The organism is Streptosporangium pseudovulgare, from assembly GCF_014648055.1.
Classification (GTDB): domain Bacteria; phylum Actinomycetota; class Actinomycetes; order Streptosporangiales; family Streptosporangiaceae; genus Streptosporangium; species Streptosporangium pseudovulgare.
In genome coordinates this window covers 1-26,245 of the sequence record NZ_BMQJ01000003.1, presented here as the reverse complement: position 1 = coordinate 26,245, position 26,245 = coordinate 1, and the positions used below count along the sequence as shown (strand labels likewise).

General features: G+C 74.1%; 22 protein-coding genes. 9 read left to right on the top strand and 13 right to left on the bottom strand.

Annotation, left to right across the window (positions count from 1 at the left end):
* Positions 1-85 precede the first annotated feature (85 nt).
* Entirely contained in the window at positions 86-1,642 is a 1,557-nt protein-coding gene (locus IEZ10_RS07520) for a penicillin-binding transpeptidase domain-containing protein (RefSeq protein WP_189245767.1), read from the top strand.
* An 80-nt stretch (positions 1,643-1,722) separates the two neighbouring features.
* Here the strand turns inward: IEZ10_RS07520 and IEZ10_RS07515 are convergent, their stop codons facing one another.
* The 6 genes from IEZ10_RS07515 to IEZ10_RS07490 all read right to left on the bottom strand — a co-directional run bounded on the left by IEZ10_RS07515 (position 1,723) and on the right by IEZ10_RS07490 (position 6,758).
* Positions 1,723-2,622, bottom strand: coding sequence for a hypothetical protein (locus tag IEZ10_RS07515; protein ID WP_189245766.1), 900 nt, complete (start codon positions 2,620-2,622; stop codon positions 1,723-1,725).
* Positions 2,619-3,404: a MerR family transcriptional regulator gene (locus IEZ10_RS07510; RefSeq protein ID WP_189245765.1), complete on the bottom strand. Its 786-nt coding sequence runs from the start codon at positions 3,402-3,404 to the stop codon at positions 2,619-2,621. Before IEZ10_RS07510 ends, IEZ10_RS07515 begins: the two co-directional genes overlap by 4 nt.
* A 178-nt stretch (positions 3,405-3,582) precedes the next feature.
* Entirely contained in the window at positions 3,583-4,335 is a 753-nt protein-coding gene (locus tag IEZ10_RS07505; RefSeq protein ID WP_229811048.1) for an HAD family hydrolase, read from the bottom strand.
* 173 nt (positions 4,336-4,508) lie between these two features.
* Positions 4,509-5,144: an HAD family hydrolase gene (locus IEZ10_RS07500; RefSeq protein ID WP_189245763.1), complete on the bottom strand. Its 636-nt coding sequence runs from the start codon at positions 5,142-5,144 to the stop codon at positions 4,509-4,511.
* A gap of 307 nt (positions 5,145-5,451) precedes the next feature.
* Positions 5,452-5,958 (bottom strand): DUF6912 family protein, encoded by a 507-nt coding sequence (locus IEZ10_RS07495; protein ID WP_189246122.1) that lies wholly within the window; start codon positions 5,956-5,958, stop codon positions 5,452-5,454.
* Between the two features lie 155 nt (positions 5,959-6,113).
* The gene (locus IEZ10_RS07490; protein WP_189245762.1) at positions 6,114-6,758 is read right to left on the bottom strand and encodes an HAD family hydrolase; all 645 of its coding nucleotides are present in this window, start codon (positions 6,756-6,758) and stop codon (positions 6,114-6,116) included.
* 318 nt (positions 6,759-7,076) lie between these two features.
* Here IEZ10_RS07490 and IEZ10_RS07485 point away from each other — a divergent pair, with 318 nt between their 5' ends.
* The 3 genes from IEZ10_RS07485 (at position 7,077) to IEZ10_RS39830 (ending at position 12,774) form a co-directional block, all read left to right on the top strand.
* Complete coding sequence (locus IEZ10_RS07485) at positions 7,077-7,838, top strand: hypothetical protein (protein WP_189245761.1); 762 nt, start codon at positions 7,077-7,079, stop codon at positions 7,836-7,838.
* Positions 7,839-8,040: 202 nt separating this feature from the next.
* A complete protein-coding gene (locus tag IEZ10_RS07480) occupies positions 8,041-12,579 on the top strand; it encodes an HAD-IC family P-type ATPase (protein ID WP_189245760.1) in 4,539 nt (1,512 codons plus the stop codon).
* 69 nt (positions 12,580-12,648) lie between these two features.
* Entirely contained in the window at positions 12,649-12,774 is a 126-nt protein-coding gene (locus IEZ10_RS39830; RefSeq protein WP_268246288.1) for a hypothetical protein, read from the top strand.
* A gap of 14 nt (positions 12,775-12,788) precedes the next feature.
* On the opposite strand, the gene IEZ10_RS07475 is transcribed toward IEZ10_RS39830, so the two are convergent.
* The 6 genes from IEZ10_RS07475 to IEZ10_RS07450 form a co-directional block, all read right to left on the bottom strand.
* On the bottom strand, positions 12,789-14,159 hold the full coding sequence (locus tag IEZ10_RS07475; RefSeq protein ID WP_229811047.1) for a glycoside hydrolase family 3 protein: 1,371 nt from the start codon (positions 14,157-14,159) through the stop codon (positions 12,789-12,791).
* 78 nt (positions 14,160-14,237) lie between these two features.
* Complete coding sequence (ptsP, locus tag IEZ10_RS07470) at positions 14,238-15,938, bottom strand: phosphoenolpyruvate--protein phosphotransferase (protein WP_189245759.1); 1,701 nt, start codon at positions 15,936-15,938, stop codon at positions 14,238-14,240.
* Positions 15,935-16,192 carry an HPr family phosphocarrier protein gene (locus tag IEZ10_RS07465; protein ID WP_179819407.1) on the bottom strand — a complete coding sequence of 86 codons (258 nt, stop codon included), beginning with the start codon at positions 16,190-16,192 and terminating at the stop codon, positions 15,935-15,937. The genes ptsP and IEZ10_RS07465 overlap by 4 nt, the downstream gene beginning before the upstream one ends.
* A gap of 311 nt (positions 16,193-16,503) precedes the next feature.
* On the bottom strand, positions 16,504-16,959 hold the full coding sequence (locus IEZ10_RS07460) for a PTS sugar transporter subunit IIA (RefSeq protein ID WP_189245758.1): 456 nt from the start codon (positions 16,957-16,959) through the stop codon (positions 16,504-16,506).
* A gap of 55 nt (positions 16,960-17,014) precedes the next feature.
* Positions 17,015-17,251, bottom strand: a complete 237-nt coding sequence (locus IEZ10_RS07455; protein WP_189245757.1) for a PTS sugar transporter subunit IIB — start codon at positions 17,249-17,251, stop codon at positions 17,015-17,017.
* A 51-nt stretch (positions 17,252-17,302) separates the two neighbouring features.
* Positions 17,303-18,337, bottom strand: a complete 1,035-nt coding sequence (locus IEZ10_RS07450; RefSeq protein ID WP_373287381.1) for an SIS domain-containing protein — start codon at positions 18,335-18,337, stop codon at positions 17,303-17,305.
* 176 nt (positions 18,338-18,513) lie between these two features.
* On the opposite strand from IEZ10_RS07450, the gene IEZ10_RS07445 reads away from it, so the two are divergent.
* The 3 genes from IEZ10_RS07445 (at position 18,514) to IEZ10_RS07435 (ending at position 21,416) form a co-directional block, all read left to right on the top strand.
* Complete coding sequence (locus tag IEZ10_RS07445; RefSeq protein WP_179819411.1) at positions 18,514-19,251, top strand: GntR family transcriptional regulator; 738 nt, start codon at positions 18,514-18,516, stop codon at positions 19,249-19,251.
* A gap of 36 nt (positions 19,252-19,287) precedes the next feature.
* Positions 19,288-20,583, top strand: coding sequence for a PTS transporter subunit EIIC (locus IEZ10_RS07440; RefSeq protein ID WP_373287380.1), 1,296 nt, complete (start codon positions 19,288-19,290; stop codon positions 20,581-20,583).
* 290 nt (positions 20,584-20,873) lie between these two features.
* Positions 20,874-21,416: an Rv3235 family protein gene (locus tag IEZ10_RS07435; RefSeq protein WP_189245755.1), complete on the top strand. Its 543-nt coding sequence runs from the start codon at positions 20,874-20,876 to the stop codon at positions 21,414-21,416.
* Between the two features lie 57 nt (positions 21,417-21,473).
* On the opposite strand, the gene secA is transcribed toward IEZ10_RS07435, so the two are convergent.
* Positions 21,474-24,281, bottom strand: coding sequence for a preprotein translocase subunit SecA (gene secA / locus IEZ10_RS07430; protein ID WP_189245754.1), 2,808 nt, complete (start codon positions 24,279-24,281; stop codon positions 21,474-21,476).
* Between the two features lie 267 nt (positions 24,282-24,548).
* Between secA and IEZ10_RS07425 the strand changes: the two genes are divergently transcribed.
* The gene (locus tag IEZ10_RS07425) at positions 24,549-24,833 is read left to right on the top strand and encodes an HGxxPAAW family protein (protein ID WP_189245753.1); all 285 of its coding nucleotides are present in this window, start codon (positions 24,549-24,551) and stop codon (positions 24,831-24,833) included.
* A 145-nt stretch (positions 24,834-24,978) separates the two neighbouring features.
* Positions 24,979-26,163, top strand: a complete 1,185-nt coding sequence (locus tag IEZ10_RS07420) for a winged helix-turn-helix domain-containing protein (RefSeq protein WP_189245752.1) — start codon at positions 24,979-24,981, stop codon at positions 26,161-26,163.
* Positions 26,164-26,245 lie beyond the last annotated feature (82 nt).

Below are 26,245 nucleotides of genomic sequence, written 5' to 3'. Positions count from 1 at the left end.
TCGCTATAGGTAAGCAGCGAATATCAATATTGGACACCGCCGGGACCCCTCTGGTCTCCTCGACCTGCGAGACAGGGGACGGACCATGAGGAACAAGTACAGGTACGGCGCGGCGGCGGTCGCGCTGGCCGCCGCCGCGGCGGGCACGGGCGTGTGGCTGCTGCGCACCCCGGGATCACCCGAGGACACCGCCCGGGACTTCCTCGCCGCCTGGGCCCGGCAGGACTACCGGACGATGCGGACGCTGACCGTCGATCCGCCGGGTGACTTCGACCGCTGGTACACCCGCTTCCGGTCGGACCTGAAGCTGTCGGGGGCCGCCTTCCGGGTCACCGGGAGCGACGACTCCGACGACTCCGGCGGCTCCGGCGACCCCACGGTCCGGTTCCGGGCGACGCTGGACGGCCCGGTGCGCTGGTCCTACGACGGGTCGCTGCGGGTGGTCGAGCACGAGCGGGCCTGGCGGGTGCGGTGGACCCCGGCGGCGATCCACCCCCGCCTCGGCCCGGGCCTGCGGATCAAGGCCGTGCCGTCCCGGCCCGAGCGGGCTCCGATCCTGGCCGCCGACGGCACCAGGATCGACACCCCCTCCGCGCCCGGCTCGGTGCAGCAGCTCGTCGAGGGGCTCGCCGACAGGTACGCCGCCCGCCTCACCGGCTCCTCCGGCGGCCGGGTGGACCTGGTGCGGGACGCCGAACGGGTCACCACGCTCGCCACCGCGGGCGCGCGGGCGGGCCGGAAGCTGACCACCACGATCGACCTGCGGGTGCACCGCGCCGCCGCCGACGCCATGGACGGCGTGACCAAGCCCGCCTCGCTCGTCGCGCTGCGCCCCTCGACGGGTGAGGTCCTCGCGGTGGCCAACCAGCCCGGCGGGTTCAACCGGGCGCTGCTCGGCCACTACCCGCCCGGCTCCACCTTCAAGGTGGTCACCGCCTCGGCCCTGGTCGCGGGCGGCATGACGGCCGATCAGCCGGTGGGCTGCCCCGCCGAACGGAACATCGGCGGCTACGCCTTCCACAACGCCGGCTTCGAGGACTTCGGCACGGTGCCGCTGCGGACGGCGTTCGCGCACTCGTGCAACACCACGTTCGGGTCGCTGAGCGTGGAACGGCTCGGCGCCGAGCGCCTGACCTCGGTGGCGGCGAGCTTCGGGTTCGGCGGGCCGGTGGACCCGGGGGTGCCCGCCGTACGGGCGCAGTTCCCCGCCCCGAAGGACGACACCGACCTCGCCTCGGCCGCGATCGGGCAGGGCCGCGTCCTGACCAGCCCGCTGAACATGGCCACCGTCGCCGCCGCCATCGCCGACGGCTCCTGGCGCCCGCCCCGCCTCGTGGACGCCGCCCTGCTGCCGGCCGCCCAGCCGAGGAAGCTGGAGCCCTCGGTGGTGCGGGCGCTGCGCACGCTGATGCCCGCGGTGGTGACGGACGGCACCGCCAAGGGGGTCTCCTTCCCGCCCGGTACGGCGGGCAAGACCGGGACCGCGGAGTTCGGCTCGGGGAAGGAGCCGCCCACCCACTCCTGGTTCATCGGCTACCGCGGCGACCTGGCGTTCTCGGTGATCGTGGAGGGCGCCGGCGAGGGGGCGGCGGTGGCCGCCCCGATCGCCGCCCGGTTCCTCAACGGCCTCGCCTCACCCTGAACCGGACCGCCGGGCCGGGGTTCCGGGTGACGGGCCGCCGGCCGGTTCCGATCACCGATCCGGCGTTCCGGGCCGCCGGGTCACGGGATCACCGGGTCCGGCCTGGCCGCGTCCCGCGCCGGTTTCCGGCCCGTCCCGGGGGCCGGGCCGGAAACCGGCGGGCGCAGGGCGGCCAGGGCCGCGGCGGGGTCGTCGGCGAAGAACCGGATCACGCGAACCTCCGCGCGGCGGCCGAACGGGCGGACCGCGACGACGGGATCGGCCAGCTCGACGACCACGTTCGTCTGGGAGGAGACCGCCACGCCGAGTCGTCCGTCCTTCACGGTCACCATGCCGGACTCGCCGTAGCCGGACGCCCGCCGTACCGAGGAGATCAGCTCGCGGGGGACGCGCAGGTCGAAGAAGACCCCGTACCGGACGCGCAGTTCCCGGCCGGAGACGACGTGGGGCCGGGTGGCGCAGGCGGCGCCGAACGCCAGGAGGAAGACCACCGAGTAGACGTGCAGCGCGAGCATCACCAGGTGCATCGCCCACGGCACGCTCCCGCCCTGCAGCATCAGCTCCACGGCCGTCCCCTCCACCACCGTCGCGAACAGCAGGAGCAGGACCGTGGAGAACTGCCCCCGGGCGTACGGCACCGCGACCGCGCCCGGTGGGACGCCGTCGCGGCGACGCGCCGCCCACAGCGCGAGGGAGGCCATGCCGCGGGCCTCGAACCCCAGGAACCTGCGCGCCGGCTCCGGAACCAGCCGGCGCACGACCCCCCGGAGGGCGGCCCGGCGGCCCGCGCCGCGGCGACGCTCGGCCCGGAACAGCCGGACGAAGGTCACCGCCTCCAACGCGAACACCGCCGCGACGAGCCCCTCCGCCGCCACGACCACCGGGACCGGCAGCGGCGCCCCTGACAACAGCAGCACCATGAGCACCAGCTCGGCGACCGGTACGGCGAGCAGCGCCGCACGCGCGATCCGGAGCGTCATCGTCCCTCCCCGGGCTTCTCCTCGGATCCCCGGGCGATCATGACGATGGCCCGCCGGAACACCTCGGCCTGGGCGGGCGACACCTCGGCGTACAGCGTCCGCAGCCACCGTTCCGCCTCCGTGGAGGCGAGGTCGCCCATGGCCGCGGCCATCGCCGCCGCCTCGCCCGGAATGCAGGCCGCCACGTCGGCGGCGACCTCGGCGACGCGGGGATCGCCGAGGTCGGCCTCGGTCAGCTCGTCGAGCCGCTCGTAGACGGCCCTCCACCGGGCGGCGGCGGCCGGCTCGGTGAGCGGGCGCATCAGGCCGAGCAGCCGCTCGTGGCCCTCCGGGGTGACCGCGGTGTCCAGCAGCGCCAGCAACTCGCGGTCGAGGTCGGCGAGCGCCGACTCCCCGGCCGGGAAGCCGCGCAGCACCTCCGCGACGCCGGGGGACACCGTCGCGTCGGGGTGCAGTCCGACGGGGTCGGCCAGCAGTGCCGCCAGCCGGGCGCGGCGGTCGGCGATCACCTTCTGCTGCCGGGCGAGGTCGGCGTCCAGCTCGGCCAGCACCTCCTCCAGGTCCCGGCCCCGGTCGTCGGCCAGCACGTTGCGGATCTCGTCCAGGGACAACCCCAGCTCGGCCAGCCTCCGCACCCGGGCCAGGGCGATCGCGTCACGCAGGCGGTAGTCCCGGTAGCCGTTGGTCAGCCTCTCCGGCTCGGGGAGGAGGCCGATCCGGTGGTAGTGGCGCACCGTCCGGGTGGAGACCCCGGCCAGCGCGGCGAGTTCGCCGATCTTCATACCGCCATTAGAAACGTTGACGTCGCGACAAGGTCAACGCGGCGGCTCCGTCCCCGGCGGGGCGCGGAGGACGCCCGGGAACCCCGAAGGACATGGGGAGACGCCGGGAGGCGCGGAGAGGCGCGGGCTCGTGACCCCCGTGCGGCGTGGACGCGGCACGGCCGGGCCACGCCGCCGATCAGCCCGCCCTGCGGGACGGGGAGGTCAGACCTGCCACGGCGGTGACGACCTCGGAGGGGTCGGCGAGGTCCGGCAGCACCACGTCGGCGCCCGCCTCGTGCAGCTCGGCCGGCAGGGAGCGGCCGGTGGCGACGCCGATCATCGCGGCCCCGGCGATCCGGGCGGCCTGGACGTCGCGGGCCGAGTCGCCGATCAGCACGGTGTTGCCGCCGTCGAAGGCCGTGCCGTACTTGGCCCTGGCCCGGCCCTGGGCGACCTGGAGCAGGGTGGCCTTGGGATAGACCTCCTCGCCGTAGCCGCCGACCTCGAAGTCGACGTGCCGGTCCAGGCCGAAGGCGGTCAGCTTGTGCACGGCGTTGCTCCTGATCGTGCCGGTGAGCACCGACTGGACGGTGCCCTCCAGCCCGGCCACGGCCCTGAGCGCGTCCGCCGCGCCGGGCATCGTCCGGCCGTTCCGGGTCAGCAGGCCGCGCCGGGCCGCGAAGGCGGCGGCCAGCGCGTCGAGGAACGCCGGCAGGTGGTCGTCGGTGGCGACGACCCCGTTCAGGGCGAGCATCTCGAAGACGATCTCGGAGTCCGGGCGGCCGTTGTGCTGGGTCAGCTTGACCAGCGGACGGCCGGTGACCCGCCGGAACGCCTCGGCGTACGCGTCGCGGGTCACGATGGACACGTCGACCAGCGTGAGGTCGATGTTCCAGAGAACCAGGCGGTTGATCGTGGCCTCCCGGGGGTGGGGGTCGCGGACGCCCACCGGGGCGGGGGGTCGCGGACGCCGATGGTACGGATGCCAAGGGTACGGCCGCCGCCGGGCCCGCGCCCCACCCGATGCCGGGAACATCCGGCCCGGCGGGGCGCCGGGCGTGACCGGGGACGTCCGGTCCGTTACACGTCAGATGCGACCGATGACGTACGGCCCGGCGCGCGTCAGGCGTGGTCGAGGGCGTCGGCGAGGGTGTCGACGACCGGGACGCCGCAGGTCGCCAGGGCATCCCTGCCGGTCACGCCGCCGCTGTAGAGCACCGCCCGCGCCCCGACGTGCTGCGCCGCGTGCGCGTCGTCGAGGCTGTCACCGATCACCAGCACGTCGGCGGGATCGACGCCGAGTGCCGCGAGGTGCGCCACCATCGACTCGGCCTTGCGGCTGCCGAAGCCGGCGAGCAGGCCGTCGATCCGCAGGAAGTACCGGGCGATCCCCAGCTCGGTCACCTTGGGCACCAGCCGGTCGTGCGCCCACATGGACAGCAGCGACTGCCCGCCACCCGACTCCTCCCAGCTCCGCAGGGCGGACAGCGCGTCGGCCGCGAGACCGCACTCCGGCATCAGCCGGTGGTAGTGCTCGTGGAACTCGAGGTCGAGCCTCTCCCACTCGCCGTCGAGGAGGGAACGGCCGAGCATGCGCTCGTAGGCCGTCCAGATGGGGCGGGAGTACACCGCCCGGAAGCCCTCGACGTCGTAGGGGGCCAGACCGTGGGGTTCGAAGACCGCGTTCGTCGCCGCCACCACGGCGTGGATGTCGTGGAAGAGCGTGCCGTTCCAGTCCCAGACAATGTGTTTCGTCATCGGATCCTGCGAGGGGGCCACCGGGTTCACCCGGCGGGGGAATCGTTCCTTGATATGGCTCGTGCGTTCGAAGCGGGCAGGGCCTGCCCGTCGCCCACCTTAGCCGAGGGAGACGAGAGGCCGCTCCCGCCTGAGGAGCGGAGGAGTCACAGCCGTGCAAGCTTGAGCTCTTCGGGACGACACGGCCGCATCGGGCGGGGCCCGGATGATCCGCGTGACCTGTTCCCCCGGGGCCATGATGGTCCCGGAGGGACGGGCACACGCCACCCGGCTCCGGAGCGCGCGGACGGGAGAAGGCCGCGCGGGGTCAGCCGAGCAGGTCGGGCATCTCCTGGGTGGCGTACCACAGCAGCTCGTGGGCCTCGGCGCCGTCCACCGTGAACCGCGCGTCCTCGTCCCCGCGGTCGGCCTCGGGCAGCGCGGCGACCGCGGCCTCGACGTCCGCCGCCGCGGCCTCCTCGTCCACGTGGACCGCGGCGATCCGCGTCATCGGGACCGCGGCGGCGAGCCGTACCCGGGCGCGCTCCTCCGGCTCCGCGCCCGTGCTCACCTCGTCGTCCGGCACCTCGGCGGCGACGACGACCCGGCGCGCGGCCGCCTTGACCCCGTCGGCGCGGTCGGCGGCCAGCATCCGCAGGGACGCCCGGGCCGCGTCGGTCAGGGCGACGTACTCCAGTTCCTCGGTGTCACCCGAGGCGTACCACTCGACCAGCGCGGGCGTGACCGCGTAGCCGGTCAGCGGGGCCGGGCCGAGCTCGCCGTCGGCGAGCACGCGGGCCAGCGCCGGAAGCGTGCAGGGCAGGTAGACGCGCATCCATGCCTCGATCTGTTCATCCCACACCGGCGCCGGTGCGGCGCCGATCACCCATCGAGTGTGCCAGCCCGGACGGCCGGGCCGCACGCGGCGCGGGGCGGGGCGGGGACGCCGTGGGAACACTGTGGGAGCGCTGTGGGAACGCTGTGGGGACCTCAGCGCAGCGGCACGCCGAGGATCGTCTCCAGCTCCGCGATGGTCTCCTCCGCCTCCCGGTGGTGCACGCCCACGATGCCCAGCGCGCGGGCGGCGACGATGTTGGCCTCGATGTCGTCGACGAACACGCACTCCTCACCGGTGAGGCGCACCCGGCCCAGCGCGTGCTCGAAGATCCTCGGCTCCGGCTTGCGCATGCCGACCTCGCCGGAGATGACGACCTCGTCGAAGAACTCCTCCCAGCCGTCGCGGGGGTACTCGTTGGCCCAGGAGTTGGAGACCAGGCAGGTCCGCAGGCCCGCGGCGCGCGCCGCGCGGAGCATGTCGTACATCGGCTCGATCCGGAGGAACCCGGCGAACATCCTCTCCAGCAGGCCCTCGGCGGCCGGCGGCACGCCGTCCGTCGTGATCAGCATGGCCGCCAGGGAGCGTTCGAAGTCGGGTCCGGAGATCTCGCCGCGTTCCAGGGCGTGCACGACGTTCTCGGCCGGCCCCGGCCCCTCGTAGGCGTGCTGCACCAGCTCGCGCATCACGCCGTGGTAGTGGTCGGCGTCGATCCGGTCGGCGACGATCCAGTCGGTGATCGCCTCGGACAGGTTCGTCGTCAGCACCCCGCCCCAGTCGATGAGCACACCTTTGAGCATCCCGCCTCCTTCTCGGCGTCGGCTCCAGGTTAGGACGTATCCGGACGAAGCCAACGGGGGTCCTATCTTCCCCCTGATCACCAGTGGTCGAAACACCCTCTCCGTCGCCTCTTCCTGATATTTCCGGAAAGAGCGTGGAACGCAGATGGCTTTGCGTAGTGAACGCCCATCTGACCAGGCATAACGCGTTTCGGAAGCGCCGCGGGAGGAACGCTATGGGAATGGCGGCATGCCCATGAAACAGCACGTAGATGGCCTGACGAGGCTTCTGCGGGTTTTGTTTTGACCGTTTCCTCAGAACTCCGTCCAGGAGGGGCCATGACAGTGAGCCAGACGTCGAGCCGGACGTCGAGCCGGACGTCCCGGCCGTCACGCGGCCGCGCGACGGCGGGTTCCGCCGCGACGGCGCCGGAGCCTGCGGCGACCGGCCGGAAGACGGAGCAGCCCGGGACCGCGGAGCAGAGCACGGACGGCCACGCGCTGACGCTGAACCTGCCGATGCTGACCCTGCAGCTGCGTCCCCCGCACATGCACCTACCGCACATCAACCGGCAGGAGGCGGGCCACGCCGTCGACACGGCCCGGTCCCTCCTCCCGCCGCCGGAACGGCTCGTCTACTACGGCGGGCTCGGCGCGCTCGCGGTCGCGGGACTGATCGAGTGGCCGGTGGCGGCGGCCATCGGGGTCGGGACGGTGATCGCCCAGCGCGCCCGCAGGGAGCGGGCCGCCTCGCCCTCCGCGGGGGCCGCCGCGCCGCCCGTCCCGGCCTCCGGGCCGGGCTCCACGAGCACCCCCGCCGCCGAGGGCGCCGGGACGACCGGTACGGCGGGCACCGCGCGCACCCGGTCCACCCGCGCCGCCGGTGGCACCACCCGGGCCACCCGGTCCACCGCGGCCACCGGCGGCACGGCACGGGCCACCCGGGCCACCCGGGCCACCGCGGGCGGCACGGCGCGGGCCACCCGGTCCACCGCCGCGGCCGCCAAGGCGGCCTCCCCGGCCACCGGGGCCGCCTCGACGGCCACCCGGTCCACGTCGCGGACCACCCGGGCCGCGGGCGCGGAGGGCGCCTCCGAGTGACGGCGGCGGGCACGCCTGCGCGGAAGGACACCGGGAATCCCGGTGGTGCCCGCCGGAAGGGCACCACCGGGGCATCCGGAGGACACCGGAGGGACGTCCGGGGAGCGGCGGCGCGGGACGCGACGCCAGGGTGACAGGGCCGATCGGGCCATGATCCACGAGGCCGGGTCGGCCCGGTTTCCTTTTCACTGGAGAGAACCGAATGTTCGTGCCGCGCGCGCTCAGATCGCCGATCGAGGCGCTCTGGGGAATCGTGCCCGATCCGATCCGCGCCGCCCTGCCGGGCCCTCGCGAGGCGCGGGCCTGTCCCGGCGGGGTCCGCATCGACCTGCGGAGGATCGGCGGCCCGGGCACCGGGCGGGCGGCGCGACGGCTGGAGGAGCGGCTGCTGTCGATGAAGGGCATCGGCCGGGCGGAGGTCAACGGCGTCCTGGGCTGGGTCTTCGTCGGCTGCGACAGCGCCTCGGCCGACCTGGGCAGGCTGCTGTCCATCGTCGACCTGTTCGACGGCGGGGCAGGGGAGGAGGAGTTCGAACCGGGCCCCGTGGAGGAGGCCGGGGACACGACGGACCACAGCCCGCGGTCCCCGTCGTCCCGGCTGGCGGAGAACCACATGCGGGCCGGTATCCGGCTCGGCGCGAGCCTGCTCGGGGCCGGTCTGGCGGTCGCCGGACGCGCGCTGCGGACGCCGCTGCTCCCCCCGTCCGTCCCCACCGTCCTCAACCTGGTCGACTCCACCCCGTTCGTCCGCGCGGGACTGGAGCGTCGCCTCGGGCGCGCGGTCACCGACACGCTGTTCACCACCGCCGGGATCGTCGGCCAGACGCTCGCGATGCGGCCGTTCGGGATGGTGGTCCAGTCGGTGACCGCGGCGGCCCGCTACACGGAGGCGCGCGGCGCCCTGCGGGCCTGGCGGGAGCACGAGAAGGAGCTGGCCACCAGGGAGGGGGGCTACCGCCACATCCGGGCGGCGCGGACGCCCCGCACGGCCCCGATGTCCCACAGTCCCGTGGACCGGTTCGAGCGCGTGGCGAGCCCGCTGGCGGTGGGCGTCTCCGGCCTGACGCGCCTGCTCAGCGGCAGCCGCGAGCAGGGCCTGGCCATGCTGGTCAACGCGACGCCCAGGGCCGCGAAGCTGGGCCGCGAGGCGTTCGCGGGCGCGGTCGGCCGGGCCGCGGCGCGGCGCGGCGCGATCGTGCTGAGGGGCAACGCCCTGCGCCGGATGGACGGCGTGGACACGGTCGTCCTCGACGCCGGCCTCCTCGCCACGGGTTCCTGGACGATCGACCGCGTCGTCCCGCTGACCGGCGACGCGATCGGTGACGCGATCAGCGGGGCGGCCGGCGACATGAAGGGCGGCACAGCAGGGAACACGGACGGAGACTCGGCCGGGAACACGGACGGAGACGAGCTGCGGGCCCGGCTGTACGGGCTGATCGATCTCTCCGACCCCGGCGCGCGGCGCGAGCACGACGGATGGACGGCCGAACCGCTCGCCGACCCCGCCGGTTTCCTCCCCGCGGACGGTCCACCCCCGCCGGACGACCTCGGCGAGTGGGAGAGCCGGGGACTGCGGGCCGTCGGCGTGAGGCGGGAGGGCGTGCCGGTCGCGCTGGTGGGCGTGGCGCCGGATGTCGATCCCATGGCGGACGCCCTCGTCGCCGCGGCCCGGGACGCGGGCACCGTACTGCTCGCCGGCGGCCACCCGGAGCTCGCGGCGTTCGCGGAACTCGGTCCGCGGCTGGGCGTCGGCGAGAGCGTGCCGGGCGGCTCCGGGCTCGTCGCGAGGGTCCGCGCGCTCCAGGCGGACGGGCACGGCGTGGCCGTGGTGTCGAACCGCTCCCTCGCCGCGCTGGCCCAGGCCGACCTGGGCGTCGGCGTGCTGCGGCCGTCGGGCCCGGTGCCGTGGGACGCGGACGTGATCTGCGAGCCCGGCGAGGCCCACCTGCTGCTGAGCTCCCTGGGCCCGGCGCACCGGACGAGCGAGCGGTGCGTGTGGATCGGCGTCGCGACGGCGCTGCTCGGGACCGGCCTGACGGTCCTCGTGCCGAGGGCGGCGGTGGTGCGCTGGGCGCAGCTCGTCAGCGACGGCACGGCGCTGCTGGCCATCGTCGTCGGCGAGTGGTCGGGCCGCGACGTCGGGCGCGTGGCGGCGCCGGTCCGCGCCGACCCGACGCCCTGGCACGCGATGCGGGCCGAGGACGTTCTGACCCGGCTCGGCTCCTCGCCCCGGGGCATCAGCGAGGCCGAGGCGCTGCGGCGCCGTACCGCCGCCGGGTCCGAGCGCCCCGAGGCCCCCGCCTCGCTGCTGCGCGCCTCCGCCGAGGAGCTGGCCAACCCGCTGACGCCGGTCCTGACCGCGGGCGCGGGCCTGTCGGCCCTGGTCGGCTCGGTCTCCGACGCGGTGCTGATCGCCGCGGTCATGGTCATCGACGCGCTCATCGGGGGTGGCCAGCGGTTCGCCGCCGACCGGTCCCTGCGCCGCCTGACCGAGACGGTCGCGCTCCGCGTACGGCTGCGCCGCCCCGGCGGCCAGGAGAGCACGACCGTGGAGAAGCTCGTACCGGGCGACGTCGTCGAGCTGCGGGCGGGCGACGCCGTACCGGCCGACTGCCGGGTGGTCAAAGCGGTGGGCCTGGAGGTCGACGAGGCGAGCCTGACCGGCGAGTCGCAGCTCGTCGCCAAGTCGCCGGCGCCGGTCGGCGCGTCCGCCCTGGCAGAGCGGACCTCGATGGTCTACGAGGGCACGACGGTGGCGGCCGGGCACGGCCTCGCCGTGGTCGTCGCGGCGGGCCGGACGACCGAGGCGGCCCGCACCGCCGGGATCACCGCGGAGCGGCCCCCGCCGACCGGGGTGCAACTGCGGCTGCGGCGGCTGAGCCGGGAGATCCTCCCCGCCGCGATCGGCTCCGGCCTGCTGCTCCTCGTCACCGACCTGGCGCGGGGCAGGCCGGTGGCGCAGGCGCTGGCGCCCGCGGTGAGCCTCGCCGTCGCCGCCGTGCCCGAGGGGCTGCCCTTCGTCGCCTCGGTCGCCGAGCTCGCCGCCGCCCGGCGGCTGTCCAGGCGCAACACCCTGGTGCCGAACCCTTCGACCATCGAGGCCCTGGGCCGGGTGAACGTGCTCTGCTTCGACAAGACGGGCACGCTGACCGAGGGGCGCATCAGTCTGCGGCGCGTCTCCGACGGGCGGTCCGACCGGCCGGTGGAGGCGCTGACGCCGGAGCTGCGGCGGATCGTGGCCGCGGGGATGCGGGCCGGGCCGCGGCACGACGCCGAGCGGCCCGTCGCCCATCCCACCGACCGCGCCGTCCTGGAGGGGGCCCGGCGGCTGGAGGTGACGCCCGAGGACGGAGCCGAGGGGTGGCGCCGGATCGACGAGCTGCCCTTCGAACCCGGCCGCGGTTACCACGCCGTGCTCGGCGTGGGCGGGGCGGGGGCGCTGCTGAGCGTCAAGGGCGCCCCGGAGATCGTGATCACCTGCTGTACGGCGGTGCTGCGCGACGGCCGCGAGACCCCGCTGACCGGTCCCGTGCGCGCGGAGCTGGAGAAGGAGGTGAACCGGCTGGCCCTGCAGGGGTACCGGGTGCTCGCGGTGGCCGAGCGTCCGGCCTCCGGCCGCCGGGACCTGGACGAGGAGCGCATCCGCGAGCTGCGCTTCCTCGGGTTCCTCTGCCTGGCCGACCCGGTCAGGCCCACGGCGGCCGACAGCGTCCGCCGTCTGATGGGAGCGGGCGTCCGGATCGTCATGGTCACCGGTGACCATCCCAGCACCGCCGAGGCGATCGCCGCCGAGCTGGACGCGCTGAACGGCGGGCGGGTCATGACCGGCCCGGAGATCGACGCCCTGGACGACGAGGAGCTGGCCGAGGCGCTGTCGGACGCGGCGGTCCTCGCCCGGACCACCCCGGCGCACAAGGCCAGGATCGTCCGCTGCCTGCGCCGGTCCGGCAAGGTCGTGGCGGTCACCGGCGACGGCGCCAACGACGCGCCCGCGATCCGCGTCGCCGACGTGGGCATCGCCCTGGGCTCCCGCGCCACCCCCGCGGCCCGGGCCGCCGCCGACGTCGTGGTGACCGACGACCGGATCGAGACGATCGTCGACGCGATCACCGAGGGCCGGGCCATGTGGAGCTCGGTGCGCGATGCCCTGAGCGTCCTGCTCGGCGGCAACATCGGCGAGATCGTCTTCGCGGTCGGCTCCAGCCTGCTGTCCGGCCGGAACGTGCTGAACGCCCGCCAGCTGCTGCTGGTCAACCTCCTCACCGACATGCTGCCCGCGCTGGCGGTGGCCGTCCGGCCGCCGGCGTCGACGAGCCCGGAGAAGCTGCTGGCCGAGGGGCCGGAGGCGTCGCTGGGGGCCTCCCTGACCCGGGACATCTATCTGCGCGCGGTCACCACGGCGAGCGCGGCCGGGGCCGCGTGGTGGATCGGCCGGATGACCGGCACGACGGGCCGGGCGAACACGATGGGCCTGGTGGCGCTGGTGTCGGCGCAGCTCTTCCAGACCCTGGTGCTCGGCCGCCGGGACCGGGTGGTCCTGCTGGCCTCGGCCGTCTCGCTGGCCGTGCTGGGCCTGACGGTGTCGGTGCCGGGGGTGTGCCGGTTCTTCGGCTGCCGCCCGCTCGGGCCGGTGGGGTGGACCGTCGCCCTGGGCAGCGCCGCCGCCGCGACGGTCATGGAGGCGGCGCTGCAGGCTCCGGCCCGCAAGGTGTCACCGTCTGTTCATCTCCCGGTAACCTGACCTGGGCGTTTAGTCCATATTTGTCATGAATTATCGCTTATAAGAAGTTTTCTCCCCTGTGAGGTCATCATGCCCGCCATCCTGACGTCGCTGCTGGCCAAACTGGCCGTCATCGCGCTCGAAGCCATCGCCGCCTACGCCATCCGGGCGATCGTCGCCTCCGTCCTGGAGCGCCGGGGCCTCCAGCCGGCCTAGACACGGCCTCCCGCTCAGCGGGCCCGGGACTCGATGAGCCGGGCCACCTTACGGTGCTCCGCCGAGCGCAGCACCTTCTCGGCCTTCGCCGGGTCGGCGACCGGCGCGCGCTCCAGCAGCCCCCGCGCCTCCTTCAGCGTCAGCAGCCGCCGCACGGACTGGTCGAGCCGCGCCCGGGAGATCTTCCCCGACTTCACCGCGGCCAGCACCGCGTCGTACGCCTTGGTGAAGTTCGGGGGCATCAGCAGCAGGTCGACCCCGGCCAGGATGGCCCGGACCGGCACCTGCGCGTCGCCGTACTTCTTCCGCACGCCCGCCATGTCGAGGGCGTCGGTCGAGACGACCCCGTCGAAGCCGAGCCTGTCGCGGAGCAACCCGGTCAGGATCGGCTTGGACAGCGTGGACGGGTCGCCGGACGGGTCGAGCTTCGGCATGACCACGTGGGCGCTCATCACCACGTCGGTCTTCGCGCCGATGGCGGCGGCGAACGGCGGCGCGTCCAGCTTCCGCCACTGCGACGGGGAGTGCCGGATCACCGGCAGCCCGGTGTGGCTGTCGACGGCGGTGTCGCCGTGGCCGGGGAAGTGCTTGGCGGCCGTGGCCGTCCCCGAGTCGTGGAACCCCTTGACCGCCGCGGCGACCATCCGGGAGACCTTGGCCGGGTCGGAGCCGTAGGCACGCGGGCCGATCACCGGGTTGCGCGGGTTGATGTTCACGTCGGCGACCGGGGCGAAGTCGAGGTTGATCCCCAGGGCGCGCAGCTCGCTCCCGGTGACCTCGGCGGCCTTACGGGCCAGCGAGGGGTCGCCGGTCGAACCGATGACCGACGCGCCCGGCATGGCCGTGACCAGCGGCGCGAGGCGGGAGACCCGGCCGTTCTCCTGGTCGGCGCCGATCAGCAGCGGAACCTTCGGCGAGGCCTTCTGCAGCCCGTTGGTCAGGGCCACCACCTGCCGGACGCTCTTGATGTTGCCGGCCCAGGGGAACAGGATCACCCCGCCCGGCCGGTACTTCGCCACGATCTTGGCGGGGGTGTCCGCCCCGAACCGCGCGCTGTTCTCCCCCGACACGGTGCCGGGGTCCGCGCCGTACACCACCGGCATGAAGAGCTGCCCGACCTTCTCCTCCAGGCTCATCCGGGCGAGCACGGCCTCCACCTTCGAGGAGGCGGACGCCCGGGACGCCGGGGGCGCCTGCGAGCCGTCCGGGGTCGCGGACGGGGCGGCGGACGTGGGGGCCGTGAGGACCGTGGCGGTGGCGCTCGCGACGGCGCCGTTCTCCCGCCCCGCGGCGGGCCCGGCGGGCGAGTCCGCTCCCGAGGCGGCGCAGCCGGCCACCATAGTCGCGATCACTGCCAGACCAGTCGTACGAATGCACCGAACCATGCGTCCCACGCTATCCGTGCCCACCGACGGACACGCCGCACCGCCCCATCTCCGGGCCGGAAATCTCCCATCCGCCGGTCAAAGGCCCAGATCCGCCAGGCCCGGCAGGTTCGCCCGGGCCGCGGCGCGCGCCTCGTCCGGCGAGCCCGCGGCCACGGCGGCGGCCGCGGCGAGCACGCACTCCTCCCGGGAGTGCCGTGCCAGGGCCGCCCGTACGGCGGGCAGCGCGGGCGCGGCCATCGACAGCGAGGTGACGCCGATCCCGACGAGCACGCAGGCCAGCGCCGGGTCGCCGGCCGCCTCCCCGCACACCCCGCACGGCCTGCCGCGCTCGGCCGCGCCGGCCACGGCCAGGCCGACCAGGTCGAGCAGGGCGGGCTGCCAGGGGTCCTGCAGCCCGGTCAGCGCCCCCACCTGCCGGTCGGCGGCCAGGGTGTACTGGGCCAGGTCGTTGGTGCCGACGGAGAAGAAGCCCGCCTCCGCGGCCAGGTCGGCGGCGCGCACCGCGGCCGACGGGATCTCGATCATCACGCCCGCGGACGGCAGCCCGGCCTCCCGGCAGGCGGCGGCGAACCACGCGGCCTCCTCCGCGGTGGCGACCATCGGGGCCATCACCTGGAGATCGGCCCGCGAGCGCGCCGCGGCCCGGGCCAGGGCGCGCAACTGCGTCTCCAGGATCTCCGGGTGGGCCCGCAGCAGCCGCAGGCCCCGCTCACCCAGCGCGGGATTGGGCTCCGGGCGCGGCGGCGGCAGGAACGCCAGCGGCTTGTCCGCCCCCGCGTCGAGCGCCCGCACGATCACCCGGCCGCCCGGGAAGGCGTCCAGCACCGCGAGGTAGGCCTCCTCCTGCTCCCGCTCGCCGGGCGCCGCCGACCGGCCCAGGAAGAGGAACTCGGTCCGGAAGAGCCCGACGCCCTCGGCGCCGTGCGCGAGGGCCGCCTCGACGTCGTCCGGACCGCCGATGTTGGCCAGCAGCGGCACCGGGTGGCCGTCGGCGGTGGCTCCGGGGCCGATGGCCGCGGCCAGGGCGGCCTCCCTGCCGGCCGCGGCCCCGAGGGCGGCGGCCACGTCGGCGTCCGGCGGGGCGGGCCGTACGGTCCCGGCGGCGCCGTCCACCAGCAGCGGCGTGCCCGCCGCGATGGAGGCCGCCCCCGGGCAGGCCACCACGGCCGGCACGCCCAGCGCGCGGGCGAGGATCGCGGTGTGGCTGGTCGGCCCGCCCTCCTCGGTGACGAACGCGGCGACCACGTCCGGCGACAGGGCCGCGGTGTCGGCGGGCGCCAGGTCGCGGGCGACGAGGACGTACGGTCCCGGCGGACCGTCGAGGGCGTCCCGGGAGGACGGCGGTCCGGGCGGCGGCCGGCCGTCGAGCACCGCGATGGCCCGGTCCCGGATGTCGTCCAGGTCGGCGACGCGCGCGCCCAGATATCCCCCGGCGCCGGCCAGCATCGCGCGGTAGGCGCCGAACGCCTCGTAGACGGCACGGGCGGCGGACGCGCCGGCGTCGATCAGCTCGGCCACCCCGGTGGCCAGGCCGGGGTCGAGCGCCATCAGCGCCTGGGCGTTCAGGATCTCCCGGGCCTCGCCGCCCGCCCTGGCCCCGCGCGCCTCCAGGTCGGCGGCGACGTCGGCGAGGGCCCGTTCGGCCCGCGCCCGCTCCGCCTCGGCGTCCCCGCCGTGCCCGGCCCCCGGCTCGGGGACGGGCGGCTCCCAGTCGAGCACGAAGGCCGGGCCGAAGCCGACGCCGGGGCTGACGCCCGTCCCCGTCAGCCCGTTCACGGAGCCGATGCGATCTCGGCCAGCCGGTCCAGGATCTCGTCGGCGCCGTCGCCCTCGGCGGCGATCACCACGATGTCGCCCTTGCGCACGTCGAGCGACAGGACCGACAGGATGCTCTTGGCGTTCACCGGCTTGCCGCTCCCCTTGGCGATGGTGATGTCCAGGGGCGCCTTGGCGGCGGTCTGCACGAACGTCGCCGCCGGACGGGCGTGCAGGCCGACCTCGGCCTCGACGGTGACTTGACGCTGGGTCACGAACTCCTCCTGCGAGTGTCGGCCGGGCGGTCCGGACCACCCGGTGTCCTGCCGCCCGGTGGAACCCGGGCGGCCTCCACGGTACGGCGGCCGGTGATCGGCCGCCGAGGGTCCCGTGCCCGTGCGGGGCCCGGCCATGCGGCGCACGCCGTACCGGGGCCCGGCCGCGCCGAGCGCGTCGTAACGGGCTCCGGCCGTGCCACGCACGTCATGCCGATCCCCGGATGCGCCACGCGCCGTCATGCCGGGCTCCGGCCGTGCCCGCGCGCGCCGTACCGGGGCCCGGCCACGCCCGGACATGTCATACCCGCTCAAAGGGCCCACGCCCACCGGAAGAGCCCGTCCCCGGCGTGCACGGGGCCCCGGGCGAGGGTGGTGACGGCCTCGGCGGGGGCGTCGAGCGCCACCACCGGGCAGACCGGCGAGCGCCCGCCCGCCGCCACCCGCGCCGGATCCCAGGCCACCACGGGCTGTCCCGCGCCGACCCGGTCCCCCTCCGCGGCCAGCGTCTCGAAGCCCTCCCCCCTGAGCTGCACGGTGTCGATGCCCAGGTGGACCAGGACCCCGCGGCCGTCGTCACCGACGACGACGAAGGCGTGCGGGTGCAGCTTGACGATGGTGCCGGTGATCGGCGAGACCGCCCGGCCGGCCGTCCGCTCGGGCTCGACCGCCATCCCGGGGCCGACCAGGCCCTTGGAGAACACCGGGTCGGGCACCGCGTCCAGGTCCACCGCCGTCCCCGTGACGGGAGCCATAACCGTCATCATCGCAAACCCCCCTCGGTCTTCCCCCCGTGCGCCGGGGCGGGGACGGACCGGCGCGTCAGCCGATGATGTCCTCGATGTCACCGGCGATCGTGTCGGCCTCGGGCCCCACGACCACCTGGACGATGTTGCCGGTGGCCATCACCCCGTGCGCGCCGGCCGCCCGCAGGGCCGCCTGGTCGACCTTGGAGACGTCGCGCACCTCGGTGCGGAGCCGGGTGATGCACGGTTCGATCTCGATGATGTTGCTCGCGCCCCCGAGGCCCGCGATGATCGCGTCGGCGTCAGCCGCCATGTCGCCCTCCCTTGCCTGCGGTCTGTGACCAGGCTAAACGACGCTCGTTGATCAGTCGGTCTGCGTGACCTTGTTCAGGCCGCGCGGGGCGTCGGGGTCGATCCCGAGCCGGCGGGCCAGGGCCTCGGTCAGCAGCTGCCCCGGGACGATCAGCCCGAGCGGGGCGACCCACTCGGGCAGGTCCGGGCCGTTCAGCGCGGCGCTGGAGGCGGCGGCGAGCTCGGGGCCGCCGCCGACGGTGAACGCCTGGGCTCCGGCCCCGGTGACCCGCCGGGCCAGGGCCACCGTACCGGCCAGGGTGGGGCCCTGACCGGCGGCGACGAGGACGGCGGGGGTGTCGGCGTCCACCACCGCGATCGGGCCGTGCAGCAGGTCGGCGTACGACAGGCCCATGGCGTGCAGGTAGCACGCCTCCTTGAGCTTGAGGGCCAGTTCGAGGGCGGTGGAGAAGGCCAGGCCCCGGCCGGAGATCACCGCGCCCGGCTTGTCGGCCAAGCCCTCGACGATCGCCTCCAGGTCCCCCGGCTCGGCGATGAGCTTCTCCACGGCGTCCGGCACGCGCCGCAGGTCGCCCGGGTCGACGTCGGCTCCCAGGCCGAGGCCCAGGACGGCCAGGGCGGCGAGCTGGGTGGTGTAGGTCTTGGTGGCCGGGACGGCCTTCTCCTCGCCCGCGAGCGTGCACAGGGCGAGGTCGGCGGCCTGCGCGAGCGGGCTGTCCTCGCCGCCGTTGGTGACGGCCACGGTCACCGCGCCGCAGTCCTTGGCCCAGGTGAGGGTCTCGACGATCTCCTCGGTCCGGCCCGACTGGGAGAGCGCCACGGCCAGGACGCCGTCGAGGTCCAGCCTGCGGCGGTAGGTGGTGGCGATCGACGGCGCGGCGAGGGTGGAAAGACGGCCTGCGTGCGCCTCGGCCAGGTAACGGCCGTAGACTGCGGCGTTGTCGGAGGTGCCGCGGGCGATGAACAGCAGCTGGCGGGTCCGCCGGGCGATCCGTTCCACCTCTCCGACCCGGGGGAGGAGCGCGTCGAGGGTGGCGCGCAGCGCTGCGGGCTGCTCGGCGATCTCGCTGCGCATCTTGGTCGTCATCTCGTTCATCCTTCGGCTCGGACGGACGAGATCGGGCCGTTATCGATCCGTCTCCGGTCCGTATGTTGACACCCTTTTCCGGCACGTGGTCTAGTCCGGACTAGACCAGTACGAACCATAGCTCATCGCCACATCACAGATCGAGTGGGTGGTTACCTGTCAGAGAGGGGGACGCCGTGGCCCGGATCGATCCGGACAGCCCGGTGCCGAAGTACTTCCAGCTCCGGGAGATCCTGCTCGACATGATCGAGAGGGACGAGCTGGTCATCGGCACGGCGATCCCGTCCGAGCGCGAGCTCTGCCAGCGCTTCGGCCTGTCCCGCATGACGGTACGGCAGGCGGTCGACCACCTGGTCTCCGAGGGCAGGCTGCAGCGCGTCCCGGGCAAGGGCACCTTCGTGGCCCGCCCGAAGATCGAGATGGCGCTCCGGCTGACCTCGTTCAGCGACGAGATGCGCTCCCGGGGCATGGAACCCGGCTCCCGCGACCTCGACCGCCGCGTGGTCCGGGCCAGCGCCTACCTCGCCAGGGAACTCGGTATCCGCCCCGGCGAGGAGGTGCACTTCATCGAGCGGCTGCGGACCGCCGACGCCGAGCCCATGTGCATCGAGCGGGCCCACATCCCGGTCTCCATCGCACCCGACCTCGGTGACCACGACCTGACGGGCCGCTCGCTGTACGCCCTGCTGGAGACCCGCTACGGGCTGGTGCTCGACGCGGGCGAGCTGACCATCGACGGCGGCATCGCCGACCCCGGCGACGCCGACCTGCTGAAGCTGCCGCGCGGCGGGGCCGTGCTGCTGCTGCAGCGGCGCTCCTTCGCCGGAGGCGTCTGCGCCGAGCTGGGGGTGTCCACCTACCGCGCGGACCGCTACCAGCTCCGCACCGTCCTGGAGACGCCGCGGCGCGTCTGACACGCCCCGCCCGTCCCGAACGGAGGGACCACACCAGTGAAGCGACCTTCTTTCCCTGCGGTCTTCGCGGTGCTCCAGCGGGTCGGGCGCTCGCTGATGATGCCGATCGCGGTGCTGCCCGCCGCCGGGCTCCTGTTCCGCTTCGGCCAGGACGACCTGCTCGGCCGTACCGACAATCCCGTCCTCGACCAGGTGGCCGGGGTGTTCGCGGCGGCGGGCGGCGCGCTGTTCGACAACCTGCCGCTGCTGTTCGCGATCGGCGTGGCGATCGGGTTCGCCCGCAAGGCCGACGGCTCGACCGCCCTGGCCGCGCTCGTCGGCTACCTCGTCTTCGACCGGGTGTCCCGGACGCTGTTCTTCGCCGCCCCGCAGGACTCGGCGGTCTACCGGAAGGTCGCGCTGACCGTCGTGAGACCCGACGGGCAGCCCGCGCCCGCGCTCGACCTGGGCGCGGAGAACCCCACCGGCGTCCTGGGCGGCATCGTCATCGGCATCGTCGCCGCCCTGCTCTGGCAGCGTTACTACCGCACCAGGCTCCCCGCCTGGCTCGCCTTCTTCGGCGGCAGGCGGTTCGTCCCGATCGTCACCGCCGTCGCCGCGCTGCTCCTCGGCGTGGTCTTCGGCCTGCTGTGGCGGCCGGTCGGCGACTGGCTGGCGAACGCGGGCGACTGGCTCGCGCTGCACGGCCCGGTGGGCGCCGGTGTGTACGGCGTGGCGAACCGGCTGCTCATCCCGGTCGGCCTGCACCACTTCCTGAACACGATCGTCTGGTTCACCCTTCCGGAGTGCCGGGCGGGCGTCGACGGCGCGACCAGGAGCGCCGCCGGCGACCTGAACTGCTACTTCGCCGGCCAGGACGGCGCCGGCATCTTCATGACCGGGTTCTTCCCGGTGATGATGTTCGGCCTGCTCGGCGCGGCCATCGCGATGTGGCGGGCGGCACCGCCCGGCAGGCGCGCGACCGTCGGCGGGATCATGCTGTCGGCCGGTCTCACCGCCTTCGTCACCGGCATCACCGAGCCGCTGGAGTTCGCCTTCATCTTCGTCGCGCCCGTGCTGTTCGTGGTGCACGCGCTGCTCACCGGCCTGTCGATGGCCCTGATGGCCGAGCTGGACGCCCGCCTGGGGTTCACCTTCTCCGCGGGCGCCATCGACATGCTGCTGAACGCGGGCAAGTCCAACACCCACCGGCTCGTCCTGATCATCGGCTTCGGCCTGGTCTACTTCGTCGTCTACTACCTGCTGTTCACCGTGCTGATCAGGAGGATGAACCTCGCCACCCCGGGCCGGGAACCGGACGAGGGGGCTCCCCCGGCGGGGTCCGTCTCCTGAGGGGCGTTCCGGACGTCCGCCGGACGCCGCGATCCGCGCCGGAACCCGTTCCGCCCGGTCCGGGGCCGCGCCAGGTCGGTCCGGCCTTCCTCACCTACCGGGGCGAACCGGAACGGCCGGGCGGGAAGTTGGCGGCGACGGTATCTGGACGGGTGGCCGGAAACTCCTGAACGCGTCAGGTCAGCCGACGACGATCGGAGCCCCCCATGTCGCGCCCTCCGCACCCGCCGCGTCCGCCACGGTCCCTCCGCTCTCCGCGCCCGCCGCGTCCTTCCCGCCCGCCGCGTCCCGTGCCGCTCCCCCGGCTCGCGCCGCATCCCCCGGCGGAGCCGCCCTACGACGACGAGCGCCCGCCGTTATCCGGCCCGGCCGCCCCGCCGTACGTCCAGGGCGCCCCACCGTACGTCCAAGGCGCCCTCGCGCTGGCCGGCGGGCCCGAACCGGTCAGCGCCCCGGAGCCCGAGGCGGTCAGCGCCCGGGAACCCGAGCCGGCCGGGGTCCGCGCCCACCGGCCGCCGGGCGCGGTCCCCGACGAACGGCGGCTGCGCGCCCTGGGCCAGGCCGTCGCCGAGGCCCTGTCCGGGCGCCGGCCGCCGGCGAGCCTGTCCGCCCACATGACCGTCCGGGCCCACGCCGAGCTGGTCCGGACCGGGAAGGTCATCGGCGGCGCCCGGCCGCCGCTGGTCGGCGCCCCGCACGTGTCCCGGCCCGGAGACGGGGTGGTGGAGATGTGCGTCCTGGTGCACTGCGGCGACCGGCCGCGCGTCCTGGCGCTGCGTCTGGAACGGCGGGGGACGCGGTGGCTGTGCACCGACGTGGAGACCACCCCCTGAAAGCCGGAGAGGGGCCCGCACGTCGGCCGTGCGGGCCCCTCTCCGGGTGGTGACCTGTCAGGCCTGGACGTTCCGCGGGTCGCCGTGGCAGCGCTTGTACTTCTTGCCCGAGCCACAGGGGCAGGGGGCGTTGCGCTCCACGTCGCCGTAGGCGTCGCGCTCGGCCTTCGTGCTCACGCGGGTGTGCTCGATCTCGCCGCTCTCACCCGGCGCGGAGTATTCGAGCTCGGAGGGGCGCTCCGGGCCGCGCAGCCCGCGGGCGATGATCGAGCGGGTCTCGGCGAGCGCCGCGTCCTCGTGCTCGTGGTCGTGGTCGTGCTCCTCGACGATCGGGTTGGTCTGCACCTCGACCTCGAGGTTGAACAGGTACCCGACCGACTCCTCCTTGATGCCCTCCAGCATCGCGGAGAACATCTCGAAGCCCTCGCGCTGGTACTCGATCAGCGGGTCGCGCTGCGCCATCGCGCGCAGGCCGATGCCCTCCTGGAGGTAGTCCATCTCGTAGAGGTGCTCGCGCCACTTGCGGTCGAGGACCGACAGGATGACCCGGCGCTCCAGCTCCCGCATCGCCTCGGAGCCCAGCTCCTCCTCGCGGCGGTCGTAGGCGGCCAGCGCATCGGCCTTGATCTTCTCGGACAGCAGCTCGGCGGTGATCTCCTCGCGGCTGCCGGCCTCCTCGGCGACGTCGTCGGCGGTGAGGGTGATCGGGTAGAGCTGGCCCAGCGCCTTCCACAGCTTGTCGAGGTCCCACTCCTCGGCGAAGCCCTCGGCGGTGGCGCCCGTGACGTAGCCGTCGACGACGTCGCCGACGAAGCCGCGGATCTGCTCGTGCAGGTCGGCGCCCTCCAGCACCCGGCGGCGCTCGGCGTAGATCACCTTGCGCTGCCGGTTCATGACCTCGTCGTACTTCAGGACGTTCTTGCGGATCTCGAAGTTCTGCTGCTCGACCTGGTGCTGGGCGGAGGCGATGGCCTTCGACACCATGCCGGACTCGATCGGCACGTCGTCCGGGATGTTGAGCCGCGTCATGATCATCTCGACCCGGGCCGAGTTGAACAGGCGCATGAGGTCGTCCTCAAGGGAGAGGTAGAACCGCGACTCGCCCGGGTCGCCCTGGCGGCCGGACCGGCCGCGGAGCTGGTTGTCGATACGCCGCGACTCGTGGCGCTCGGTGCCCAGGACGTAGAGGCCGCCGAGCTCGGTGACCTCATCGTGCTCGGCCGCCACGGCGGACCTGGCCTTCTCCAGCGCCTCGGGCCAGGCCTTCTCGTACTCCTCCGGGGTCTCGGTCGGGTCGAGGCCGCGGCTGCGCAGCTCCAGGTCGGCGCGGAAGTCGGGGTTGCCGCCGAGCATGATGTCGGTGCCTCGACCGGCCATGTTGGTGGCGACGGTGACGGCGTGCTTGCGGCCCGCCTCGGCGACGATCGCCGCCTCACGCGCGTGGTTCTTGGCGTTGAGGACCTCGTGCGGGACGCCCCGGCGCTTGAGCTCCTTCGACAGCCGCTCGGACTTCTCCACGCTGGTGGTGCCGACCAGGACCGGCTGGCCCCGGTCGTAGCGCTCCTTGATGTCCTCGACGCAGGCGAGGAACTTGGCGTCCTCGGTCTTGTAGACCACGTCGGCCTGGTCCTTGCGGATCATCGGCCGGTTGGTCGGGATCGGGACGACGCCGAGCTTGTAGGTCTGGTGGAACTCGTTGGCCTCGGTGACCGCGGTACCGGTCATGCCGGACAGCGTGGTGTAGAGGCGGAAGTAGTTCTGCAGCGTGATCGTGGCGAGAGTCTGGTTCTCGTCCTTGATCTTGACGCCTTCCTTCGCCTCGATGGCCTGGTGCATGCCCTCGTTGTAGCGACGGCCGTGCAGGACGCGGCCGGTGAACTCGTCGACGATCAGGACCTCGCCCTCGACGACGATGTAGTCCTTCTCCCGCTTGTAGAGCTCCTTGGCCTTCAGCGCGTTGTTGAGGAAGCCGACCAGGTGGGTGTGCTCGGGCTTGTAGAGGTTGTCGATGCCGAGCCAGTCCTCGACCTTCTCCACGCCGGACTCGAAGATGCCGACGGTGCGCTTCTTCTCGTCGACGGCGTAGTCGCCGGTGCTCTCCTCGCCGTCCTTGCCCTCGGTGCCGCGGCGGAGCCGGGGGGCGATCTTGGCGAACTCGGCGTACCACTTGCCGGACTGCTCGCCGGGGCCGGAGATGATCAGCGGCGTCCGGGCCTCGTCGATGAGGATCGAGTCGACCTCGTCGACGATGGCGTAGTTGTGGCCGCGCTGGACGCACTCCTCCAGCGACCAGGCCATGTTGTCGCGGAGGTAGTCGAAGCCGAACTCGTTGTTCGTGCCGTAGGTGATGTCGGCGTTGTACTGCTTGCGGCGCTCCTCCGGCGACATGTTCGCCATGATCGCGCCGACCTCGAGGCCGAGGAAGCGGTGGATCCGGCCCATCTCGTCGGCGCCGACCTTGACCAGGTAGTCGTTGGTCGTGATGACGTGGACGCCCTTGCCGGAGATGGCGTTGAGGTAGGCGGGCAGCGTACAGGTCAGGGTCTTGCCCTCACCGGTGCGCATCTCGGAGATGTTGCCCATGTGCAGGTTGGCCCCGCCCATGATCTGCACGTCGAAGTGGCGCTTGCCCAGCACACGCCGGGAGGCCTCGCGGACGGTGGCGAAGGCTTCGGGAAGCAGATCGTCGAGGGACTCGCCGTCGGCGTGGCGCTGCTTGTACTCGTCGGTGAGCGCGCGCAGCTCGGCGTCGGTCAGGCTCGTGAAGTCGTCCTCGATGGAGTTGACCTGGTCGGCGATCCGCTTGAGCTTACGCAGAAGCTTGCCTTCGCCTGCGCGAAGAATCTTGTCGAGAAAGGCTGGCACTTTAGGTAAGGCTCCTCGCAGGTCTTCCGGACCGGACGGGCCCGGATGAGGACGAGACATGGTTCTCCGCAGCCATCGTAGGCGGTTCCGCCACCCGGCACAGCCATCCTCGGCGACGCCTTCCACGACCGCGGAGTCCCTCGTGTCCTTGCATCAGGACTACTTCCCAGACTAAAGGGTATGCCGATCGGCCCACGCGCACGACGACGGCCGGTGCCGCACGGGCGCGTCGCCCCCCTCGGGTCATCCCCGGAAGGAGACGCCGCCATGCCGGACGGCGCACCTCATTCGGACCACGGCGCGGGCCACGCCGGCAGGGCGTCGTCCTGGCTCGCCGTGACCGTGCTCATCCTGGGTTTCGCCGTCGGCGGGATCGGTCTGTGCCGCGGTCCCGACTGGTTCCTGTTCTGGGCGGGCACGGCCGTCTGCGCCCTCGGTGGCGTCCTCGTCGCGGTGTTCGGGGTGTTCCGGGACGTCTCGGTCGAGCTCCCCCGCGAGTTCCCGGACGCCCGGACCGGCCGGACCGGCCGCGCCGCCGGCCCGCGCGGCTGACCGCCCGGCCGCCCTTCCCCACCCGGGTGTACGGCGACGCCACCCCCGCCGCGCACCCGGGGCCGCTAACCGGCATACCGTTTTCGTCGGTGTCAGGCGCTAGTCTCGGCGTCATGCTGACGCGATGCCTGCCCCGGGGCCGCTCATGACGGTCGCACTCTCCGCCGACGAGGCCCGCCGGATCATCCTGCGCGCCCAGGGTTTCCTGGGCGCCGACGCCCGCCGCGGCGGTGTCCCCGCCGTGCTGCGCCGGCTGGGCGCCGTCCAGCTCGACACGATCTCCGTCCTGGCCCGCTCGCACGAGCTCGTCGCCTACGCCCGCCTCGGCGCCGTCGGCCGGGCGAAGGTCGAGCGCGCCTACTGGGACGACCCGGCCCGCGCGTTCGAGTACTGGTGCCACGCCGCGTGCGTGCTGCCGATCGGCGACTGGCCCCTTTACGCCTTCCGCCGCCGGTACTACGCGGCCAGGAAGTACCGATGGCACGAGGTGCCGCCGACCGTCGAGAAGGTGCTGCACCAGGTGCGCGAGAGCGGCCCGGTCACCACCGCCGACCTCGGCGGCGCCAAGAACGGCGGTCCCTGGTGGGACTGGTCGGACGCGAAGATCGCCATCGAGTGGCTGCTCGACACCGGGCAGGTCGTCTGCACCCGCCGCGTCGGCTGGCGGCGGGTGTACGACCTGACCGAGCGGGCCGTCCCGGCCCACCTGCTGGCCGAGGACCTCTCCGACGCCGAGTGCGTCACCCGCCTCACCCGGACCGCCGGGCGCGCCCTGGGCGTCGCCACCCGGGCCGACCTGGTCGACTTCCTCCGTCTCAAGGCGCCCGAGGCCACGCTCCTGGACGGGGCCCTCGCCTCGGGCGCCACCGGGCTGGTCCCGGTGCGGGTCTCCGGCTGGCCCGAACGCGCGGCGGACGCCTGGGCCGACCCCGCGGCGCTGGAGGACGAACCGCGGGGACGGCACCGCACCACCCTGCTGTCGCCGTTCGACTCCCTCGTCTGGGACCGCCCCCGCACCTCGCGCGTCTTCGGCTTCGACCACCGGCTGGAGGCGTACGTCCCGAAGGACAAGCGGGTCCACGGCTACTTCACGATGCCGGTCCTGTCCGGCGGCCGCCTGATCGGCCGGGTGGACCCGGCTCGGGAGGGCACCACGCTGGTCGCCCGGCAGGTCGGCCTCGAACCCCGCGCGGGCCGCGGAGCCGTCGAGGCGATGGCGGCGGCCCTCGCGGAGGCGGCGGCCTGGGTCGGCTGCGACGCCGTACGCGTCGAGCGGGCCGATCCGGCCGTGACCGTCGCGCTGTCCGCGGCGCTCGCCGAGGCGCTCTGATCCGGGGCGCCCGCCGGGTCTCTGTGACCGGGCCCCCGCGGACGGGGTCCCGCGGCGGACGACCTCACCACACGGCGCCCGC

Excerpts from the sequence above, each read along its gene's own strand:
- IEZ10_RS07520 (WP_189245767.1), top strand. The coding sequence starts at position 86 with ATGAGGAACAAGTACAGGTACGGCGCGGCGGCGGTCGCGCTGGCCGCC.
- IEZ10_RS07515 (WP_189245766.1), bottom strand. The coding sequence starts at position 2,622 with ATGACGCTCCGGATCGCGCGTGCGGCGCTGCTCGCCGTACCGGTCGCC.
- IEZ10_RS07510 (WP_189245765.1), bottom strand. The coding sequence starts at position 3,404 with ATGAAGATCGGCGAACTCGCCGCGCTGGCCGGGGTCTCCACCCGGACG.
- IEZ10_RS07500 (WP_189245763.1), bottom strand. The coding sequence starts at position 5,144 with ATGACGAAACACATTGTCTGGGACTGGAACGGCACGCTCTTCCACGAC.
- IEZ10_RS07495 (WP_189246122.1), bottom strand. The coding sequence starts at position 5,958 with ATGCGCGTCTACCTGCCCTGCACGCTTCCGGCGCTGGCCCGCGTGCTC.
- IEZ10_RS07490 (WP_189245762.1), bottom strand. The coding sequence starts at position 6,758 with ATGCTCAAAGGTGTGCTCATCGACTGGGGCGGGGTGCTGACGACGAAC.
- IEZ10_RS07485 (WP_189245761.1), top strand. The coding sequence starts at position 7,077 with ATGACAGTGAGCCAGACGTCGAGCCGGACGTCGAGCCGGACGTCCCGG.
- IEZ10_RS07480 (WP_189245760.1), top strand. The coding sequence starts at position 8,041 with ATGTTCGTGCCGCGCGCGCTCAGATCGCCGATCGAGGCGCTCTGGGGA.
- IEZ10_RS39830 (WP_268246288.1), top strand. The coding sequence starts at position 12,649 with ATGCCCGCCATCCTGACGTCGCTGCTGGCCAAACTGGCCGTCATCGCG.
- IEZ10_RS07475 (WP_229811047.1), bottom strand. The coding sequence starts at position 14,159 with ATGGTTCGGTGCATTCGTACGACTGGTCTGGCAGTGATCGCGACTATG.
- IEZ10_RS07460 (WP_189245758.1), bottom strand. The coding sequence starts at position 16,959 with ATGATGACGGTTATGGCTCCCGTCACGGGGACGGCGGTGGACCTGGAC.
- IEZ10_RS07455 (WP_189245757.1), bottom strand. The coding sequence starts at position 17,251 with ATGGCGGCTGACGCCGACGCGATCATCGCGGGCCTCGGGGGCGCGAGC.
- IEZ10_RS07450 (WP_373287381.1), bottom strand. The coding sequence starts at position 18,337 with ATGACGACCAAGATGCGCAGCGAGATCGCCGAGCAGCCCGCAGCGCTG.
- IEZ10_RS07425 (WP_189245753.1), top strand. The coding sequence starts at position 24,549 with ATGCCGGACGGCGCACCTCATTCGGACCACGGCGCGGGCCACGCCGGC.
- IEZ10_RS07420 (WP_189245752.1), top strand. The coding sequence starts at position 24,979 with ATGACGGTCGCACTCTCCGCCGACGAGGCCCGCCGGATCATCCTGCGC.